Raw genomic sequence first — 17388 nt, 5'->3', positions numbered from 1 at the left:
CGTCCCCTAGAGCGTGGCCGTAGGGGCCGGGATGCGGCTGCGGATGCAGCGGGCGGCGCCCTCGGCGTCGTCGACGGTGACCGTGAACGTCCGGCCGTCGCGGAGGGTGAGGACCACCGCCTCGCCACGGCGGACCACGATCGCCATGCCCTGCTCGGGACGCCAGCGGTAGCCCCAGCCGCCCCAGTGACGCGGTGTGACCCAGGGCGCGGTCTCGACACCGACGACGGCGGAGAGCGGGATGCGGCGGCGCGGCACGCCGATGTGCCCGCAGCGCACCTCCATGTGCTCGCGGTCCACCCGTACCGCGACATGGACGAAGGCGAGCGTGCCGAAGAGGACCAGCAGACCGGCCGCGACACAGCCGACCACCGCCATCACCAGCGGCACCACCGACGACGTCCACCGGCTGTCGACGGCCAGGTGGACACCGAGCGCCAGACAGGCCAGGCCGATCGCCGCCAGCAGCCACTGGACGTGGTTGGTGGCGCTGCCGTGCCACACCTCGGGGATCTCGGCGTGCGCGCCGGAACGCGGGGCGTCGTCGCCGGAGCCGGAGGGGCGGGAGTGCGCGTCGGGGGCGGCTGCCCCGTCGTGGGGGTGGTCCCTCATGCCACGCAGCGTACGCGCCTTCCCGCCCGGGAGCAGCGTGTCGCCCGCCACGTCAGCGGGTCCGGCGGACGGCCCCGCGCGGCGGTGCGGTCAGCGGCGTCCGGCCGGCGCGGCGGCTTCCTGGGCGAGCAGCCGGCCGGCGGCGTACGCCAGGGCGACGGGCGGCAGCGCGCCGGGGCGGCCGCTCTCGATCACGTGCAGACCACCGGTCGGCGCGGCGTCCGGCGCGGGCTCGGCGCCGATCCGCCGCAGCGCCTGGGCGGCGACCGCGTCGGCCGAGCCGTACAGCGTGAGGGCGGGCGCGCCGGGCTGCTGGAGGGCGTCGCGGATGGCGTCGGCGACCAGCTCGTAGTGGGTGCAGCCCAGGACGACGGCGCGGACCTCGCGCGGGGTGCGGGCGGCGGCGGCCGCGACCGCGTCGGCGACGGCCCGCTCGTCGGCCGCCTCGACGGCGTCGGCGAGACCGGGGCAGGGCACGCCGGTGACGTCCACGCCCGCGGCGAACCGCTCGATCAGTCCGCGCTGGTACGGGCTGCCGGTGGTGGCCGGCGTCGCCCAGATGGCGACCGGGCCGCCGGAGGCCGCGGCGGGCTTGACCGCCGGGACGGTGCCGATGACCGGGATGCCGGGCTCCAGCTCCGCGCGCAGCGCCGGGAGGGCGTGCACGGAGGCGGTGTTGCAGGCGACGATCAGCGCGTCCGGGCGGTGCGCGGCGGCGGCGCGGGCGCAGGCCAGGGCGTGCGCGGTGACGTCATCGGGGGTACGCGGGCCCCACGGCATGCCGTCGGGGTCGGTGGAGAGGACGAGATCGGCGTCCGGCCGGAGCCGGCGCATCGCGGCGGCCGCGGGAAGCAGGCCGGTACCGGAGTCCATCAGCGCGATCTTCACCCGGGCACCCTACTCGGCGGGTGCCCGACTTGTCATACCGGACCGGGCGCTCCGGGCGGGCGCGCCGCCGCCCCGCCGGGCGTCCGCGGCACCCCGCCACCACGCACCTCGTGCGGCAGACTGCGGCCCGTGGGAGCGATGGAGTGGATCGGTGCCGGATCGCTGGCGGTCTGGCTGTGGCTGCTGCTGGGCCAGGGGTTCTTCTGGCGTACGGACGTGAGGCTGCCCGCCCGTACGGAGCCGGAGCGGTGGCCTTCGGTGGCCGTGGTGGTGCCCGCCCGCGACGAGGCGGCGGCCTTGCCGGAGAGCCTGCCGTCGCTGCTGGCGCAGAAGTACCCGGGCCGCGCCGAGATCTTCCTCGTCGACGACGGCAGTACGGACGGCACCGGCGCGCTGGCCCGCGCGCTCGCCGCCGAACGCGGCGGACTGCCCCTGACGGTCGCCTCCCCGGGCCCGGTGGAGCCCGGCTGGACCGGCAAGCTCTGGGCCGTACGCCACGGCATCGCGCTGGCGCGGGAGCGGACGGACGCGGAGTACCTGCTGCTGACGGACGCGGACATCGCCCATGAGCCGGACAGTCTGCGGGAGTTGGTGGCGGCGGCGCGGTCGGCGGGGCTGGATCTGGTGTCGCAGATGGCGCGGCTGCGGGTGGCCACGTTCTGGGAGCGGCTGATCGTCCCGGCGTTCGTGTACTTCTTCGCGCAGCTCTATCCGTTCCGGTGGGTGAACCGGCCGGGCGCGAGGACCGCGGCGGCGGCCGGCGGCTGCGTCCTGCTCCGCGCGGACGCGGCCGAGCGGGCGGGCGTCCCGGAGGCGATCCGGCACGCGGTGATCGACGACGTGACGCTGGCCCGTGCGGTCAAGGCGTCCGGCGGGCGGATCTGGCTGGGGCTGGCGGAGCGGGTGGACAGCGTGCGGCCGTACCCGCGGCTGGCCGAGCTGTGGCAGATGGTCGCCCGCAGCGCCTACGCCCAGTTGCGCCACCGGCCGTCGCTGCTGCTCGGGACGGTGGGCGGCCTCGCCCTGGTCTATCTGGCGCCGCCCGTGACGCTGCTGGCCGGCGCGGCGGCGGGCAGCGCCGTGGCGGCGGGGTGCGGCGGCGCCGCGTGGGCGGTGATGTGCGGGACGTTCCTCCCGATGGTGCGGTACTACCGGCAGCCGTGGTGGACGGTGCCGCTGCTGCCGTTCACCGCGCTGCTGTACCTGCTGATGACGGTGGACTCGGCGGTGCGGCACCACCGGGGCCGCGGCGCGGCGTGGAAGGGCCGGACGTACGGCGCGCCGTGAGGGCCGCGCCGCCCGTCACTTCTTGGCGGGCGACCACGTCAGCCCCCAGCCGTACGCGTGGTCGACGGTGCGCTGCGGGCTGACGCCCGGCTCCTGGACGAGGTAGCGGGCCTCGCGCCGGACGACGAGTTCGCCGCCGGTGTGGGTGATCAGGGCCAGGGCGCAGACCTTCGACGGCACGGTGCAGGCGTCGAGGGTGAACTCGACGGGCGCGCCGTACTGCGGTTGGAGGGTGACGGACGCGCTCAGCCCCTCGAAGCTGCGGGCACCGGCGTAGACGGTGACGAAGAGCAGGATGCGGCGGATGCGGCTCTGGTGGTCGAGGTTGACGGTGAGGTTCTCGCCGGTGGCCACGGCGCCGGTGCGGTCGTCGCCGTCGAGCTGGATGTAGGGCGGGGCGTGCAGCGCGCCGAAGCTGTCGCCGAGCGGATGGACCACTCCGGCGCGGCCGTCGGTGAGTTCGTAGAGGGCGCACAGGTCGAGGTCGAGGTCGCCGTCGGGCGGCAGCAGCGCGCCGCGCGCCCCGAGCGCCTCCATGGCCTTGCGGCCGAGCTTCTTACCGAACCGCTTGGCGGCCCCGGCGCCGGTCCAGTTGAGGTTGACCCGCATCTCCCCGCCGGTGCCGCCCTGCTTGGTGAGCGAGACGGACGGCGCCTCCTTGGTCAAGGTGACCTTGGTGAGGCTGACGGGGGCGGCGGCCGCGGGCGGCGCCACCGGCGCGGGGCCCGGCCGCGGAGCGGGGGCGGCGGGCGGTACGGGCGGCGCCCCGAAGGGCACGGGCGGGGCCGCCGGAGGCGCGCCGAAGGAGCCGGGCGGCGGGGATGCGGGAGCCGGCGGCGCGGCGACTGCGGGCACGGGGTTCGCGGGCACGGGGTTCGCGGGCGCTGGAGCCGGGGCCGGGGCCGCCGGTCCGGGCTCCGCCTCGACGCTGATGCCGAAGTCGGTGGCGAGGCCCGCGAGGCCGGTGGCGTACCCCTGGCCCACGGCGCGGAACTTCCATCCGCCCTGGCGGCGGTACAACTCGCCGAGGACGAAGGCCGTCTCGGTGGTGGCGTCGGCGCAGTCGAAGCGGGCCAGTTCGGCGCCGCCCGCCGCGTCCAGCACCCGGACGCACAGGCCCGGCACCTGCCCGAAGGTTCCACCGTCGGCCGAGGCGGCGAGCACCACCGTGTCCACCGCTCCCTCCACCGCCGTGAGATCGGCGGCGAGCGTGTCGGTCAGCACGTCCCCGACCTGGCTCTTCCCCTCGTACCGGACGGCCCCCGAGGCATGGACCGGCTGGTTGTAGAAGACGAAGTCGCCGTCGTCACGGACCCGTCCGGATGTGAGGAGGAGGGCGGAGGCGTCCACGTCGGGCGCCCCCGGTGCGACCCGCCGTCCCAGCTCGATCCGGACGGCCCCCGCCGTCACCGGAACGTTCCCGCCCTTGAGCATCGCCATCTCGGCACCCTTCTCGCACTTCCGCGTCCCACCGGCCCCACCGGACACTCCCGCCCCGCCGGTCACCCCGTCAGTCACGGCTGTTCCCAACCTACTTGGCCGGAAGGAGGTGTGAACGTCCCTCTTCATGTACGAGAAGCGAGGTCTTTACGCCTTTTCTACGGGTGATCTCAACCGATTTTTACGATTTCTCCCGTATTACGGGCAGGAGGCCGCCACCGTCCCGCGAAACAACCCGCATTCCAGGCTCCCCAATCGGCACATCGTGGGCTTAACTTAAGAGGCATGACCTCCCCCCGCTCTACCTACGGCGGCGGCTACTACGCTTCGCCGTCCTTCCCGGACACCCCCATCTACGACAGTCTCGTCGCCGAACGCGGGACGCCGCAGATCGCCCCGATCCGGGTCAACCCGGCGCCGTACGACACCGGATCGTCGTACCTCCCGGCGCTCCCGGCGGCGCTCCCCGCCGCCCCCTCCCATCCGTCGGCCGGGCAGGGCCATCCCGGAGCCGCGGCGCCGGTCGCCCCGCTCCAGCACACGCCCGCGCCGTACATCCCGCAGCAGGCGTTCACCCGCCCGCATCCGGCCGCCCCGCAGCCGCCGCGCCCGCCCATGGGCACCGGCTACGAGGCGATGCGCCCGGCGGCCCCCGTGGCCCCGGCCCCGCAGCGCCCGTCGCCGTACGACGACCCGTACGGCCGCCCCTACCAGTCCCGGGGCTACTGACCCGGGGCGGGGGCACGGGAGCGGTCTCCCGCCCGGCTGTCGGTGGCGGCTGGCAGGATGGGTCCATGCCCGAGCCAGTGCTGCGTGCCATCCATCTGTACCCGGTCAAATCCCTTGCGGGGGCCGGTCCCGGCGAAGCGGTCGTCGAGCCGTGGGGGCTCGCCGGGGACCGGCGCTGGATGCTGGTCGACGCCGAGCGGCGGCTGGTGACCCAGCGGCCGCACCCGAGGCTGGCGCTGGCCGCCGCCGAGGGACTGCCGGGCGGCGCGGTGCGGCTCACCGCGCCCGGGATGGAGCCGCTGACCGTCGAGGTCCCGGAGCCCGGCCGGACGGTCACGGTCGGAATCTGGCGGGACGAGGTCGAGGCGGTCCCGGCGGGCCCCGCCGCGGCCGCGTGGTGCAGCCGGTATCTGGGAATGCCGGTGGAGCTGGTCCATCTCGACGCGCCCGCCGAGCGGCGCCCGGTCGATCCGCAGTTCTCCCGGCCGGGCGACACCGTCTCCTTCGCCGACGGCTATCCGCTGCTGCTCACCACCACCGCGTCCCTGGACGCCCTCAACTCCCTCATCGCCCAGGGCGATCACCCCGACGAGGGCCCCTTGCCGATGGACCGCTTCCGTCCCAACGCGGTCATCGACGGCACCGCCCCGTGGGCCGAGGACACCTGGCGCACGGTCCGTATCGGCTCCGTCGTCCTCGACGTCGCCAAGCCCAGCGGCCGGTGCGTCGTCACCACCACCGACCAGCGCACCGCCGAGCGCGGCAAGGAGCCGCTGCGCACTCTGGCGCGCCACCACCGCGTCATGGAACGCCCGGTCTTCGGCCAGAACCTCATCCCGCGCACCACCGGCACCATCCGCGTCGGCGACCCCTTCGACGTACTCGCCTGACACCCGCCCGGGCCCCGGCGGCGCGCGGCCGCCCCGCCGTGCGGCCGTACGGCGGGCCGTACGGAAGCGTGCCGGTGCGTACGGGCGGCGCGGATGCGCTCCGGAGCGGGGGCCGCGCGGCGGTGCGCGCCCGCGCGTGGCCCGGTCTCCGGCGCCCGGACGGGCCACTGGGATGAGCCGGGACGCCGGTCGCAGTTGCCCGAAGTCACGCACCAGCGGCGCCGGATGGGGTATTCAAGGAGTCGGAGAGGGGGCCCGGTGAAGCGAGCGAAGCCCGGTCTGTGTGCGCGGTGGCGCAATCCCCTGTACCGCCGCACCGACCGCATCGAGTCCCTGCTGACCGTCCTCACCGTGCTGCTGATCGGCCTGGGAGCCCCGGTGGCGGGGGCGGAGGCCGGCGCCGCGGTGCACGACACGTTGCTGGTGACGGTCCGCACCCAGGCCGCCCACCGCCATCTGGTGTGGGCCACCGTCGACCGTCTGGCCACCCGCACCCCGATGGACCCCGATCCGGAGACGTCCTCGCGGCGCGACTCCCATCTGCGGGTCATCGCCCGGTGGACGGCGTGGGACGGCAGTCCGCGTACGGGCCGGATCGGTGCGCCCCGGCCCGTCGAGCCGGGTGACCGCTTCCGGATCTGGACCGACGACCGGGGTCTGGTCGTCCCCCGCCCGATGGACGAGTCCACCGCCGCCACCCACGCGGCGCTGGCGGGCCTCGGCGTCGCCGCCGGCGCCGGCGCGCTGACCGAGGGCGCCCGGCGCCTGGCGGTACGGCGATTGATGGCGCGCCGCTACCGCCGCTGGGACGAAGCCTGGGCGCGCGCAGGCCAGACCTGGGGCCGCGCGGACGCCGGGAACTGACCGCTCTCCGCGGCCCGCGGCGCACGGCCCCTGACCTCTGCGCCGGGCCCGTGCGTCCGTGCGTCCCCCTGCCCGGCCGGTGCCCTGTGACCACGTCAACTACCGCCCGCCGGGCGCGCTACGGTGGTGCAGCCAGCCACTCGGCTGGAGCCCCGGCACCCGTATGCGGACATCAGCGGACGGAACCTGCCGGGCCGTCAACAGCCGCACGAGGTGGGGGCACGACAGCACCATGGCACAGGGCTCGGTCCAGGTGACGCACTCCGGAACATCCCGCTGGCGACGCCGCACCGGCGAGTACAGCTCGCTCTCCGCAGCGCTGGAGGCCGCGGGGGACGGTGATGTGCTGACCGTGCCGGCGGGGACGTACCGCGAGAATCTGGTGTTGCAGCGCGCGGTGACGCTGCGCGGTCCCGACGGGGCGCGCGGTTCGGTGCGGATCGTGCCGGCCGACGGTGTCGCGCTGACCGTACGGGCCTCCGCGATCGTCCACGACCTGCACCTGGAGGCGGCGGATTCGGCGTCGCCCGCCGTGCTGGTGGAGGACTGCGCGCCGGAGCTGGTGGGGCTGCGGGTGGTGACCCGCTCCGCGGCCGGTGTCGAGGTGCGCGGCGGGGCCCGGCCGACGGTGCGGCGGTGCACGGTCGACAACGCCGGGGGCGTCGGCCTCAGCGTGCTGGACGGTGCGGGCGGCGTCTTCGAGGAGTGCGAGGTGGTCGCCGCGGGGCAGGCGGGCATCGCGGTGCGCGGCGGCGCGCACCCGCGGCTGGAGAACTGCCGGATCCACCACGCCTCCGGCGCCGGTGTGTCGCTGCACGGCGAGGGCAGCGCCCTGGAGGCGGTGGGGTGCGAGATCTACGAGATCAAGGGCACCGGTGTGCAGGTGGCCTCGCGCGCGACCGGGCATCTGACGGACTGCACCGTGCACCGCACCTCCGCCGACGGCGTCACCCTCGACACCGACGCGGTCCTCACCCTCGCCGACTGCGACATCCACGACATCCCGGAGAACGCCGTCGATCTGCGCTCCCGGTCGGTTTTGACCCTGACCCGCTCCACGGTGCGGCACTTCGGCCGCAACGGCCTGTCGGTGTGGGACCCGGGCACCCGCGTGGACGCCAACCAGTGCGAGATCCATGACAGTACGGGCGACTACCCGGCGGTCTGGGTGAGCGACGGCGCGACGGCCGTACTGGACGCCACCCGGGTGCACGACGTACCCGACGCGCTGTTCGTCCTCGACCGGGGATCGCGCGCCGACGTCGTCGACTGCGACCTGGCGCAGGTGCGCAACACCGCGGTGTCGGTCAGCGACGGCGCGACGGTGCAGCTCGACGACTGCCGGATACGCGAGGCCGCGACGGGCGCGTGGTTCCGCGACCACGGCAGCGGCGGCACCCTCGCCAACTGCGTCATCGAGGGCGCGCAGACCGGCGTCATCGTCACCAAGGGCGCCGACCCCACCATCGAGGGCTGCACGGTCGGTTCGCCCACCGAGGCCGGGTTCTACGTCTCGGCCGAGGGCCGCGGCACGTTCCAGGGCTGCCGGGTCACCGGCAGCTCCGGCTTCGGCTTCCACATCATCGACGGCTGCCGGACGACGCTGACCCGCTGCCGTACGGAGCGGTGCGCGCGCGGCGGCTACGAGTTCGCCGACGGGGCGTCGGGGGACGGCACCGGCGGGCCGACCGTCACGGACTGCACCAGCGACGAGAGCCGGACCACGGCGCCCGCGCCGTCCGCCGGGGCCACGCCGGCGGTGCGGCAGGCGACGCAGACCACCGGACTGCTGAGCGGGGTCCCGGCGCAGGCCACGGCGGGTACGGCGGCGGCGTCCGCGGAGGCGGCGCCGGAGGCCCCGCGGCGGCCGTCGGACGAGGTGCTCGGCGAACTCGACACCCTGGTGGGGCTGGAGAGCGTCAAGCGGGAGGTCCGCAGCCTGATCAACATGATCGAGGTCGGGCGCCGGCGGCAGCAGGCCGGGCTGAAGGCCGCCTCCGCCCGCCGCCATCTGGTGTTCACCGGCTCCCCCGGCACCGGCAAGACGACCGTCGCCCGGCTGTACGGCGAGATCCTGGCCTCCCTGGGGGTGCTGGAGCGCGGGCATCTGGTCGAGGTGTCGCGGGTGGATCTGGTGGGCGAGCACATCGGCTCGACCGCGATACGTACCCAGGAGGCGTTCGACCGGGCGCGCGGCGGGGTGCTGTTCATCGACGAGGCGTACGCCCTCTCCCCCGAGGACTCCGGGCGGGACTTCGGACGGGAGGCCATCGACACGCTGGTGAAGCTGATGGAGGACCACCGGGACGCCGTGGTGGTGATCGTCGCCGGCTACACCGCAGAGATGGAACGCTTCCTGGCCGTCAACCCCGGTGTGGCCTCCCGCTTCTCGCGGACGATCACCTTCGGCGACTACGGGGCGGAGGAGCTGCTGCGGATCGTCGAGCAGCAGGGCGAGGAGCACGAGTACCAGCTCGGCGAGGGGTCCGACGAGGCGCTGCTGAAGTACTTCACGGCGCTGCCGAAGGGGCCGTCGTTCGGTAACGGCCGTACGGCGCGGCAGACGTTCGAGGCGATGGTCGAGCGGCACGCGGGCCGGGTCGCGCGGCTCACCGACCCGAGCACCGACGACCTCACCCTGCTCTACCCCGAGGATCTCCCCGAACTTCCCTGATCTTTTGGGGAGTTGCCCTTCTCCGGGGCGTCGGGCAGGTCCGGCGTCCCGGGGCCTGATGGCGTGGCGCGTTGTCCCGGCAGGGCCGTGGCGAGGCGGGCGAGGAGTTCGCCGCGGACCCGGTCGAAGACAGGATCGGCCTGGTAGTCACCGTGGCCGAGGATCTGTGCGGGCAGCGGGTGCTGGAGGGTGCGCCCCAAGGTCAGCGGGTCGCGCAGCGGCCCCTCGTCGACCCGCTTCCCTTCCTCGCCGGTCAGGCGGATCGGGCCGCCGATGGGGTCGGTGAAGCGCCAGAGGTTGCGCCAGTCGTCCATCTCGCGGTGCAGCCCGGTGAGGAACGGCGGGCCGAAGAAGGCGGGGAACCAGCGCCCGTACAGGCGCTCCAGCGGGGAGCCGTACGTGAGCAGGGCGACGCGGCTGCGGGTGACGAGGTCGAGCTGCCAGACCGCCGCCGCGGCGAGCACGCTGCCCTGGGAGTGGCCCGAGATCACCAGCCGTCCGTCGTGCCGCTCGGTCCAGGTGGCCATCCGCCAGGTGAGGTCGGGGACGGCGCGCTCGGCGTAGCAGGGGGGCGCGAAGGGGTGGGCGGCGCGCGGCCAGAAGGTGCCGACATCCCAGAGGATGCCGATCGTGCGGCGGGCGGAGCGGTCGCGGTAGGCCCGCCGTCCGGTGGCGAGGAGGAGCACCACTCCGGCCCCCATCAGCCAGGAGCCGAGGGCGGACGCGGTCTCGGCGGCGGCGTGGACGGCGGGCGGGGCGCCCACGGTGGCGGGGCCGGGCGCGAGGTCGGTGTACCAGGCGCCGAGGACCGCGCCGGCGCCCAGGAGCAGGGTGACCGCGGCGGTGGCGGCGACCAGGACGGGCGCGGAGTCGGTGAGTCCGGCGCGGGCGATGGTCCCGGCGATCTTGCCGGTGAGCCAGGCGTCGGGCTTCGCCCGCGCGTCGTAGAGGCCGGGTACATCGGCGGCGACACGGCGGCTGACGGCGCGTACCCGTAGCGCGGCGAGCAGGGCGACGGCGATCACGACGAGCAACAGGACGGGGATGACCGACGCCTGCCAGGAGAGCAGCACCGGCGGCCCGGCCATGGGGGCGCCGATGTCGCCCGGGGTGGCGTCGCCGTCGATCCAGTCGGCGAACCGCTGCGCCGCTCCCCCGGACAGCACACCGCCGACCGCGCAGGCGAGCAGGGCGACGGCGGGCCCGCCCATACCGTTCAGCGCGGCGCGGGCGTCGTCACGGGCGGTGCGGTGCAGGACCCGGGCGGTGAGTACCAACGCGAGGACCAGAACGCCCTGGAGGACGGTGAGGGCGCCGAAGGCGGCGGCGCCGGGCAGCGGGCCGGAGGTCGGGGCCATCGGGCGCTGCCAGGCGGCGTACACGGCGGTGAGGGCGAAGGCGCCGAGGGCGGCGTGGGGCAGGGCCCGGACGACGGCGCGGTCCCGGGTGTCGTCGGGCGCCGCCTCGCTGCGGGCGGTGCGGGCGACGACGACGAGGGTGGCGGCGGCGAGCAGGGCGAGCAGGACGGCGAGGGCGTCGCCGGTGGCGGTGAGCGCGGCCGCGGCGCCGCTCCGGGCGTCGGTGGTGCGGACGGCGCAGAGCACGGCGGCGGCCACGGTCAGTACGCCCGCCGTGGTGTGGGCGGTGCGCAGCCGGGCCACGACGCGGCGGCCGTACCAGAAGCCGTCGAGGCTGAGGGTGGTGCGCTCGTCGGGCGGGGTGTTGCGGGAGGTGCCGGGGCGGCGGGGCGGCGGGGACGCCGATTCGTAGGCGCTCCAGGTGCGGTGCGAGAGCCAGGTCAGCAGGGCGATGACGAGGAGCGGCAGGGCGGTGGCGAGGACCAGGCGGCGGCCGGGCAGGCTCCACCAGCCGCCCTGGGCCGGGCTGACGAAGCCCATCCAGGACTTGCCGGCGACGCAGGAGGCCGTTCCCGCGCACTGCCAGGCGGTGAGGTCGAGGGCGACCTCGCAGGCGGCGGCCGCCAGCAGGACGGTGAGGCTGAGCGCGAGGGCCCGTACGAGGACGTCGTAGACGCGCTGGGCGGGGTGGCCGGGCGGGCCCGCGGGGCGCATCCAGTGGGCGAGGTTGGCGACCATGAAGGGGAGCAGGACGAGCCAGAGGGCGCGGGCGCCGTTGCCGGAGGTGAGGTTGGACCAGCAGTACGCCTCGCGTACCGGTGTGTCGCGGTAGTCCTCGGGGCGCTCCTCCGCGTCGGCGTCCTCGCTGCGGCGGTAGCAGGCGGCGGTGTCGTCGCCGGTGATCAGCGTGGTGCGCGGCTCGCCGAGCATGGCCTGCGGTGTGGTGCCGCCGACGCCGTGCACCAGCAGCTCCAGGGCGAGCTGCGGTGGGCGGTGGCCGGTGGTCTCCGCGGCGGTGCGGGTGTGCGGCGGATGGGCGTGTGGTGTGGTGTCCGCGGTCTCCATGGTGTCCCCCCGTAGTCCGAGCGGCGCCGGCGGCGCCGGGTCCTGGTACAAGGATCACCTTTCCCGGCCCCGGAGTTGTGTTCCCCTCCCGAAAGGGTGGCGTTCGTCCGGGTAAATACCCCCGTGGCCCCGGGGAGGCGCGATCCGGGGCCGTCCGGACACCATGATCGCCGCGTGGGGCCGCCTCCCCGGCCGTTCCGCGAGGCGGCCGGTTCGCACGTGCGCGGCGGGCGCGGCGGCACGCGGCGCCCTAAGGTCGCCCCATGCTTCTGTGGCTCAACGGCCCTTTCGGGGGCGGCAAAACGCAAACGGCGTTCGAGATGAAGCGGCGCCTGCCCGGCAGCGTCGTCTGCGATCCGGAGGAGGTGGGGTTCGGCCTGCACCGGATGACGCCGCCGGGCGTACGGGGCGACTTCCAGGACTTCCCGGCCTGGCGGCAGGGGGTGTACGAGGTGCTCGACCTGGTGCTCTCGCGTCATCCGGGTCCGGTGATCGCCCCGATGACGGTCGTCGAACCGGCGTACTTCGAGGAGACGGTGGGCCGGTTGCGCGAGCGCGGCCACGACGTACGGCACTTCGCGCTGCTGGCGGAGCGCGGGACGGTGCTGCGGCGCCTGCGGGAGCGGGGCGCGGGGCAGGTCCTGCGGTTCGTCACCGGCGAGGAGCGGCAGCTCATGCGGGAGAGTTTCGCGGTGCGGAAGCTCGATCTCTGCCTGGAGCGGCTGCGGGAGCCGGAGTTCGCCGAGCACGTGTGGACCGACCGGCTCCCCGTCCCGGAGGTCGCCGATCACGTCGCCGCGTCGGCGGGTCTGCGCCTCGCGCCGAACACCGACGGCCCGGTGCGGGGCGGGCTGCGCCGGGCGTGGACGGGGGTGCGGCACATCCGGCTGTACTGAAGGGCGGCGGGTGACACGTCCGGCCGGGGTGCGCGCGGGCCGCGCCCGCCCCGGCACCCGGCGGGGGCGCGGCCGCGGTCCGGCGGCGTTGTCGGTGGCGCGTGCGAGGATGAGGAAAACGATCGAGAACAGGCGGTGCCGCGCAGGTGGCGCGCCGGTGAGCTGGGCGGAAGGGACGGGCCGGGGTGAGTGACAACCAGAATCTGCTGGCCGAGCAGCGGCGGGCCCTGATCCTCGAAGAGGTCAGGCGGCGCGGCGGCGCGCGGGTCAACGAGCTCACCCGCAGGCTCAGCGTCTCGGACATGACCGTCCGCCGCGATCTGGACGCGCTGGCCCGGCAGGGCATGGTGGAGAAGGTGCACGGCGGCGCGGTTCCGGTCGGCGAGCCCAGCGCGCACGAGCCGGGGTTCGAGGCGAAGTCGGCGCTGGAGCTGAGCGCCAAGGAGGACATCGCGGTGGCGGCGGCGCAGATGGCCGCCCCCGGCAGCGCGATCGCGCTGGCGGGCGGCACCACCGCCTACGCCCTGGCCCAGCGGCTGGTGGACGTACCGGATCTGACGGTGGTGACCAACTCCGTGCGGGTCGCCGATGTCTTCTACACCGCGCAGCGGGCGACGGCGAGCGGTGGCACCGGCCCGCGGGCCGGTGCGGCGACGGTGGTGCTGACAGGCGGAGTGCGTACCCCGTCGGACACGCTGGTCGGCCCGGTCGCCGATGCCGCGATCCGGTCCCTCCACTTCGATGTGCTCTTCCTCGGGGTGCACGGCATATCGGTGGAGGCGGGGCTGTCCACCCCGAATCTCGCGGAGGCGGAGACCAACCGGCACTTCGTGCGTTCGGCGCGGCGGGTCGTGGTGGTCGCCGACCACACCAAGTGGGGCACGGTGGCGCTGAGTTCGTTCGCGACGCTGGAGGAGGTCGATGTCCTGGTGACCGACGGCGGCCTCGCCCCCGAGGCGCGGGAGCGGTTCGCCGAGCTGCCGCCGGAGCTGGTGGTGGCGGGCGAGCCGGGGCAGGACCTCGACGAGTAGGAGCGGCACCCGGCCGTGGATGCGGGCAGCCGGGCGACGGCAGGCGGGCGGCGGCAGCCGGAGGGCAACTGACCGCAGGCGCCGCCCCGTTCACCTCGACCGCCCCGGTGGTCACGCCCGGCGGCCGGGAACGGGCGGGCCCGTCCGACCGGGCCCGGCAGGAAGGTGCGCGCCCGGCTCGCGGGCAGGGGCGCGGCCACCCGGTCCCGTGGCACCGCAGACATCTGCGGCCGGGGCCTTTAGGATCCGCGACGCCGGTCCGCCCGAGGGCCGGAGCGCGCGGGCGCCCCTGGGTGTCCGTGCGGCCGCACCGCTCCACCCGCCGGGAGGCTGCTCCATGCGTCAGCTCCGCCCCGTAGAACTGGACTTCGCCCGGTCCGCGCCGCTGCGGTTGGTGTTCGCCGCCCGGCTCGACGCGCCGCCCGCGGCGGTGTACGCGGCGCTCGCGGACGACACCGAAGGGTGGGCCCGCTGGTTCACCGGGGTCGCGCGGGCCGCACCGGCGGACGGAGGGGCGGGCCGGGACGTACGCCTGGCGGGCGGCACCCGCTTCGTCGAAACGGTGCTGGCCGCCCGGCCGGAGGAGCGGTACGCCTACCGCGTGGACCGCACCAACGCCCCGGGCCTCCGGGCCCTGCTGGAGGAGTGGCGGCTCACCCCCGACGGCGGCGGCACCCGGCTGCGCTGGACGTTCGCCGCCGACGGCCCGGCACCGCTGCGCCTGGCCCTGCTGCTGGCGCGGCCGGGGCTGGGCCGGGCCTTCCGGGCCTCGGCCCGAGCCCTCGATCACCGGCTCGCCGGGGCGAAGAACGACGGCTGACGGCTCCGGTCGGGGCCCATCGGGGCCGTCCCCCACAGGGCTGTTCCCGCCGGGGCGGCCCGGCCCAAACTCACCGGGCCGGCGCTCCGGCACCGGGCCGGCACCCGATCCGACCGGTGCCGCGCCCGGCGCCGGGGAACGCCCCGTCCGCCGCCCGTCACCGGACGGCGGCGCGCTCACGCGGGCCAGGTGCCGGTGGTCAGGAAGGTGTCGAGGGTGCGGGCGTACGGCTCGATGTCCAGGCCCTGTGCGGCGAGCCAGTCGTCCGAGTAGTACTTGTCGAGGTAGCGGTCGCCCGGGTCGCACAGCAGGGTGACGACGGAGCCGGTGCGCCCGGCGGCGTGCATCTCGCCGACGATCCGCAGGGCGCTCCACAGCCCCGTGCCGGTCGAGCCGCCCGCCTTGCGGCCGATGGCCGTTTCCAGGGCGCGTACGGCGGCGATGCTGGCGGCGTCGGGGACCTTCATCATCCGGTCGATCGCGCCGGGCACGAAGCTCGGCTCCATCCGGGGACGGCCGACGCCCTCGATCCGGGAGGGGGTCGTGCAGTGCGCCGTGGCGTCGCCGGTGAGCCAGCCGTCGAAGAAACAGGAGTTCTCCGGGTCGGGGACGCAGATGCGGGTGTCGTACTGCATGTAGTGGACGTAGCGGGCGATGGTCGCGGAGGTGCCGCCGGTGCCGGCGGTCGCGACGATCCAGGCAGGTTCCGGGTAGCGCTCCAGGCGCAGTTGCTCGTAGATCGACTCGGCGATGTTGTTGTTGCCGCGCCAGTCCGTCGCCCGCTCGGCATAGGTGAACTGGTCCATGTAGTGGCCGCCGGACTCCGCCGCGAGCCGCGCGGAGACCTCGTAGACGGTGCGCGGGTCCTGTACGAGGTGGCAGGTGCCGCCGTGGAATTCGATCAGCCGGGTCTTCTCGCGGCTGGTGGTCGCCGGCATCACCGCGATGAAGGGCACCCCGATCAGCGACGCGAAGTACGCCTCGGAGACGGCGGTGGAACCGCTGGACGATTCGATGACGGGTTTGCCCGGGCGGACCCAGCCGTTGCACAGCCCGTAGAGGAAGAGGGAGCGGGCGAGGCGGTGTTTGAGGCTGCCGGTGGGGTGGGTGGACTCGTCCTTGAGGTAGAGGTCGATGCCCCATTCCTCGGGGAGCGGGAAGCGCAGCAGGTGGGTGTCGGCGGTGCGGTTGGCGTCCGCCTGGACCTTGCGGACGGCTTCCTTGAGCCACTCCCGGTAGTCCGGGTCCGTGCGGTCGACGTCGACGGTCGGTATCGGGGCGTGGGCGGCCTCGCGCGGTGCGCCGTCGGCGCCGGCGTGGTGGGGTGTGTGCGGCTGCTGTGCAGTGCTCACCGGAGCGCTCCTCAGGGGTTGTGAGCCCGGACGAAAAGGCGGGCCGGATTCGACTATAGCCACCTCTCATACGCTCCCCACCTGCATAAACGCATCTTTGAGAGGCCCCAAGGAGAGCCTGGACCACAGGTGTTCGGCCAGTCCGGCCCCGAGGGCACTGGTGCGCGGCGCGAAGGCCGTGCACACTGCCCCCATAGGGGGCGGTGAGGGGCACCTGCCCATGGCGAGAAGGTGGTGGGGCATGGCCGAGCCCGAGTTCAACGCGACGGGTGTGCACATCGAACGGTCGCTGCGATCCCTGACCCGGGCCGGGCAGGTGGTGATCCGCGACGGCAGGCTCGCGTTGCTGACGAGTTACGGCAAGGAGATCGACAGTGCGCCACTCCGGGCCGTCCAGGCGCACAAGCCACTGTTCGCCGCCCGCGACCGGGCACTGGCCCGCCTGAACGGCAACCGTTACTCGCTGACCCTGGGCGCGCCCGACCGCTTCCTCGACGCGGTGCAGGCGGCGCACGCACCACGCGCCTGACACCGCGGGCGACCGGCCCCCGTCACGGCTCCCCTCCCAGCCCGGCCGTCCGTCGGGCCCGGCCCGGTGAGAGCCGGCCTCCGGTCGGCCACTGCGCCGTTCGGGGCACGGGCCGACGTCAGTGGATACGGGGTAGGGCACCGCGACCCGTAAGGGGCGTGCGGGGGCAACCGCGCGCCGGGGCGCGTACGGGCGGCGACCGCGAGGGGGCTGCGGTTGCGGGCGGGCCGCTCCGGGCCGAACCTGGAGCTGTATCACTGAGGGTTCACCGGCGATGACGCTGCGGTGCGCGGGCGTCGCCGGGTTCGGTCTTCGCCCCGCCCCGCGGGACGCCCGGCCTCATCAGGGAGTCGCGTCGTGATCAGGCAACCCAGCAGACACTGCACGGTGGAGCTCCAGGCCCTCCCGGCCCGCATCGGACAGGTGCGCCACGTCATCTCGGCCCAACTGCGGTACTGGCGCCTCGATCCGCTCATCGATCCGGCCGCGCTCGGCCTCACCGAACTCCTCGCGAACGTGCACCGGCACGCCCGCCCCAGCAAACGGTGCACCGTCCAACTCTGCTCCCTTGTCGACCAGTTGACGATCGCCGTGCACGACCACGATCCGCGGCTGCCCCAGTTGCGCGCCGCGGACACCTGGGAGACCTGCGGTCGCGGTCTCGCCCTGATCGCCGCGCTCAGCGAGAGCTGGGGAGTCCGCCCGGACGGCACGGGAAAGGTCGTGTGGTTCACGCTCCCCGCGCTGCCTCCCGCGCTCCAGGAGCCGCCGACGGTTCCACCTCGCTGGACCCGCGCCCCCCTGGAGCACACCTGGACGGCGGCCGGCCCACGCACCTGGATACGGGGCGCGGGGGTCGGCTGACCGCCTTCCGGGCGCGGGGCGGGCCCCGGCGGCCGACCGTGCGAACCCCCGGGCGATACGGCAGGTGCGACCGCTGCCCGCACTTGTTT

Annotated in this window: 15 protein-coding genes; 10 read left to right on the top strand and 5 right to left on the bottom strand. The window is 75.0% G+C overall.

Annotated features, from left to right (window positions below):
* Positions 1–6: 6 nt before the first annotated feature.
* Both ACGH2B_RS25755 and ACGH2B_RS25750 read right to left on the bottom strand, forming a co-directional pair.
* Positions 7–612 (bottom strand): hypothetical protein, encoded by a 606-nt coding sequence (locus ACGH2B_RS25755; RefSeq protein WP_399094517.1) that lies wholly within the window; start codon positions 610–612, stop codon positions 7–9.
* Positions 613–702: 90 nt separating this feature from the next.
* Positions 703–1500, bottom strand: a complete 798-nt coding sequence (locus ACGH2B_RS25750) for a glutamate racemase (protein WP_399094514.1) — start codon at positions 1498–1500, stop codon at positions 703–705.
* Positions 1501–1638: 138 nt separating this feature from the next.
* On the opposite strand from ACGH2B_RS25750, the gene ACGH2B_RS25745 reads away from it, so the two are divergent.
* Positions 1639–2787 carry a glycosyltransferase gene (locus ACGH2B_RS25745; protein WP_399097328.1) on the top strand — a complete coding sequence of 383 codons (1149 nt, stop codon included), beginning with the start codon at positions 1639–1641 and terminating at the stop codon, positions 2785–2787.
* Positions 2788–2802: 15 nt separating this feature from the next.
* On the opposite strand, the gene ACGH2B_RS25740 is transcribed toward ACGH2B_RS25745, so the two are convergent.
* Positions 2803–4227, bottom strand: a complete 1425-nt coding sequence (locus tag ACGH2B_RS25740) for a TerD family protein (protein WP_399094511.1) — start codon at positions 4225–4227, stop codon at positions 2803–2805.
* A gap of 285 nt (positions 4228–4512) precedes the next feature.
* On the opposite strand from ACGH2B_RS25740, the gene ACGH2B_RS25735 reads away from it, so the two are divergent.
* The 4 genes from ACGH2B_RS25735 to ACGH2B_RS25720 all read left to right on the top strand — a co-directional run bounded on the left by ACGH2B_RS25735 (position 4513) and on the right by ACGH2B_RS25720 (position 9384).
* Positions 4513–4956, top strand: a complete 444-nt coding sequence (locus ACGH2B_RS25735; protein WP_399094508.1) for a DUF6643 family protein — start codon at positions 4513–4515, stop codon at positions 4954–4956.
* 65 nt (positions 4957–5021) lie between these two features.
* Positions 5022–5846, top strand: a complete 825-nt coding sequence (locus ACGH2B_RS25730) for an MOSC domain-containing protein (RefSeq protein WP_399094505.1) — start codon at positions 5022–5024, stop codon at positions 5844–5846.
* Between the two features lie 258 nt (positions 5847–6104).
* Positions 6105–6710, top strand: a complete 606-nt coding sequence (locus ACGH2B_RS25725) for a hypothetical protein (RefSeq protein WP_399094502.1) — start codon at positions 6105–6107, stop codon at positions 6708–6710.
* 232 nt (positions 6711–6942) lie between these two features.
* Entirely contained in the window at positions 6943–9384 is a 2442-nt protein-coding gene (locus ACGH2B_RS25720) for a right-handed parallel beta-helix repeat-containing protein (protein ID WP_399094499.1), read from the top strand.
* On the opposite strand, the gene ACGH2B_RS25715 is transcribed toward ACGH2B_RS25720, so the two are convergent.
* Entirely contained in the window at positions 9354–11807 is a 2454-nt protein-coding gene (locus ACGH2B_RS25715) for a hypothetical protein (protein WP_399094496.1), read from the bottom strand. The two genes, ACGH2B_RS25720 and ACGH2B_RS25715, sit on opposite strands and share 31 nt — an antisense overlap.
* Positions 11808–12070: 263 nt before the next feature.
* On the opposite strand from ACGH2B_RS25715, the gene ACGH2B_RS25710 reads away from it, so the two are divergent.
* From ACGH2B_RS25710 to ACGH2B_RS25700, 3 genes are all read left to right on the top strand, one after another.
* Entirely contained in the window at positions 12071–12703 is a 633-nt protein-coding gene (locus ACGH2B_RS25710) for an AAA family ATPase (RefSeq protein ID WP_399094493.1), read from the top strand.
* A 185-nt stretch (positions 12704–12888) separates the two neighbouring features.
* Entirely contained in the window at positions 12889–13734 is an 846-nt protein-coding gene (locus tag ACGH2B_RS25705; RefSeq protein WP_399094490.1) for a DeoR/GlpR family DNA-binding transcription regulator, read from the top strand.
* 337 nt (positions 13735–14071) lie between these two features.
* The gene (locus ACGH2B_RS25700; RefSeq protein WP_399094487.1) at positions 14072–14554 is read left to right on the top strand and encodes an SRPBCC family protein; all 483 of its coding nucleotides are present in this window, start codon (positions 14072–14074) and stop codon (positions 14552–14554) included.
* Between the two features lie 176 nt (positions 14555–14730).
* Here the strand turns inward: ACGH2B_RS25700 and ACGH2B_RS25695 are convergent, their stop codons facing one another.
* On the bottom strand, positions 14731–15906 hold the full coding sequence (locus tag ACGH2B_RS25695; RefSeq protein ID WP_399094484.1) for a PLP-dependent cysteine synthase family protein: 1176 nt from the start codon (positions 15904–15906) through the stop codon (positions 14731–14733).
* 241 nt (positions 15907–16147) lie between these two features.
* Here ACGH2B_RS25695 and ACGH2B_RS25690 point away from each other — a divergent pair, with 241 nt between their 5' ends.
* Both ACGH2B_RS25690 and ACGH2B_RS25685 read left to right on the top strand, forming a co-directional pair.
* A complete protein-coding gene (locus ACGH2B_RS25690) occupies positions 16148–16435 on the top strand; it encodes a hypothetical protein (RefSeq protein WP_399097325.1) in 288 nt (95 codons plus the stop codon).
* A gap of 357 nt (positions 16436–16792) precedes the next feature.
* The gene (locus ACGH2B_RS25685; protein ID WP_399094481.1) at positions 16793–17299 is read left to right on the top strand and encodes an ATP-binding protein; all 507 of its coding nucleotides are present in this window, start codon (positions 16793–16795) and stop codon (positions 17297–17299) included.
* Positions 17300–17388 lie beyond the last annotated feature (89 nt).

Source organism: Streptomyces sp. BBFR2 (assembly GCF_044497305.1).
Lineage (GTDB): Bacteria > Actinomycetota > Actinomycetes > Streptomycetales > Streptomycetaceae > Streptomyces.
Note: the sequence above shows the minus strand (reverse complement) of the source record. Positions and strands in the feature narration are given on the sequence as shown.

Excerpts from the sequence above, each read along its gene's own strand:
- ACGH2B_RS25755 (WP_399094517.1), bottom strand. The coding sequence starts at position 612 with ATGAGGGACCACCCCCACGACGGGGCAGCCGCCCCCGACGCGCACTCC.
- ACGH2B_RS25740 (WP_399094511.1), bottom strand. The coding sequence starts at position 4,227 with ATGGCGATGCTCAAGGGCGGGAACGTTCCGGTGACGGCGGGGGCCGTC.
- ACGH2B_RS25735 (WP_399094508.1), top strand. The coding sequence starts at position 4,513 with ATGACCTCCCCCCGCTCTACCTACGGCGGCGGCTACTACGCTTCGCCG.
- ACGH2B_RS25690 (WP_399097325.1), top strand. The coding sequence starts at position 16,148 with ATGGCCGAGCCCGAGTTCAACGCGACGGGTGTGCACATCGAACGGTCG.
- ACGH2B_RS25720 (WP_399094499.1), top strand. The coding sequence starts at position 6,943 with ATGGCACAGGGCTCGGTCCAGGTGACGCACTCCGGAACATCCCGCTGG.
- ACGH2B_RS25745 (WP_399097328.1), top strand. The coding sequence starts at position 1,639 with ATGGAGTGGATCGGTGCCGGATCGCTGGCGGTCTGGCTGTGGCTGCTG.
- ACGH2B_RS25730 (WP_399094505.1), top strand. The coding sequence starts at position 5,022 with ATGCCCGAGCCAGTGCTGCGTGCCATCCATCTGTACCCGGTCAAATCC.
- ACGH2B_RS25715 (WP_399094496.1), bottom strand. The coding sequence starts at position 11,807 with ATGGAGACCGCGGACACCACACCACACGCCCATCCGCCGCACACCCGC.
- ACGH2B_RS25700 (WP_399094487.1), top strand. The coding sequence starts at position 14,072 with ATGCGTCAGCTCCGCCCCGTAGAACTGGACTTCGCCCGGTCCGCGCCG.
- ACGH2B_RS25710 (WP_399094493.1), top strand. The coding sequence starts at position 12,071 with ATGCTTCTGTGGCTCAACGGCCCTTTCGGGGGCGGCAAAACGCAAACG.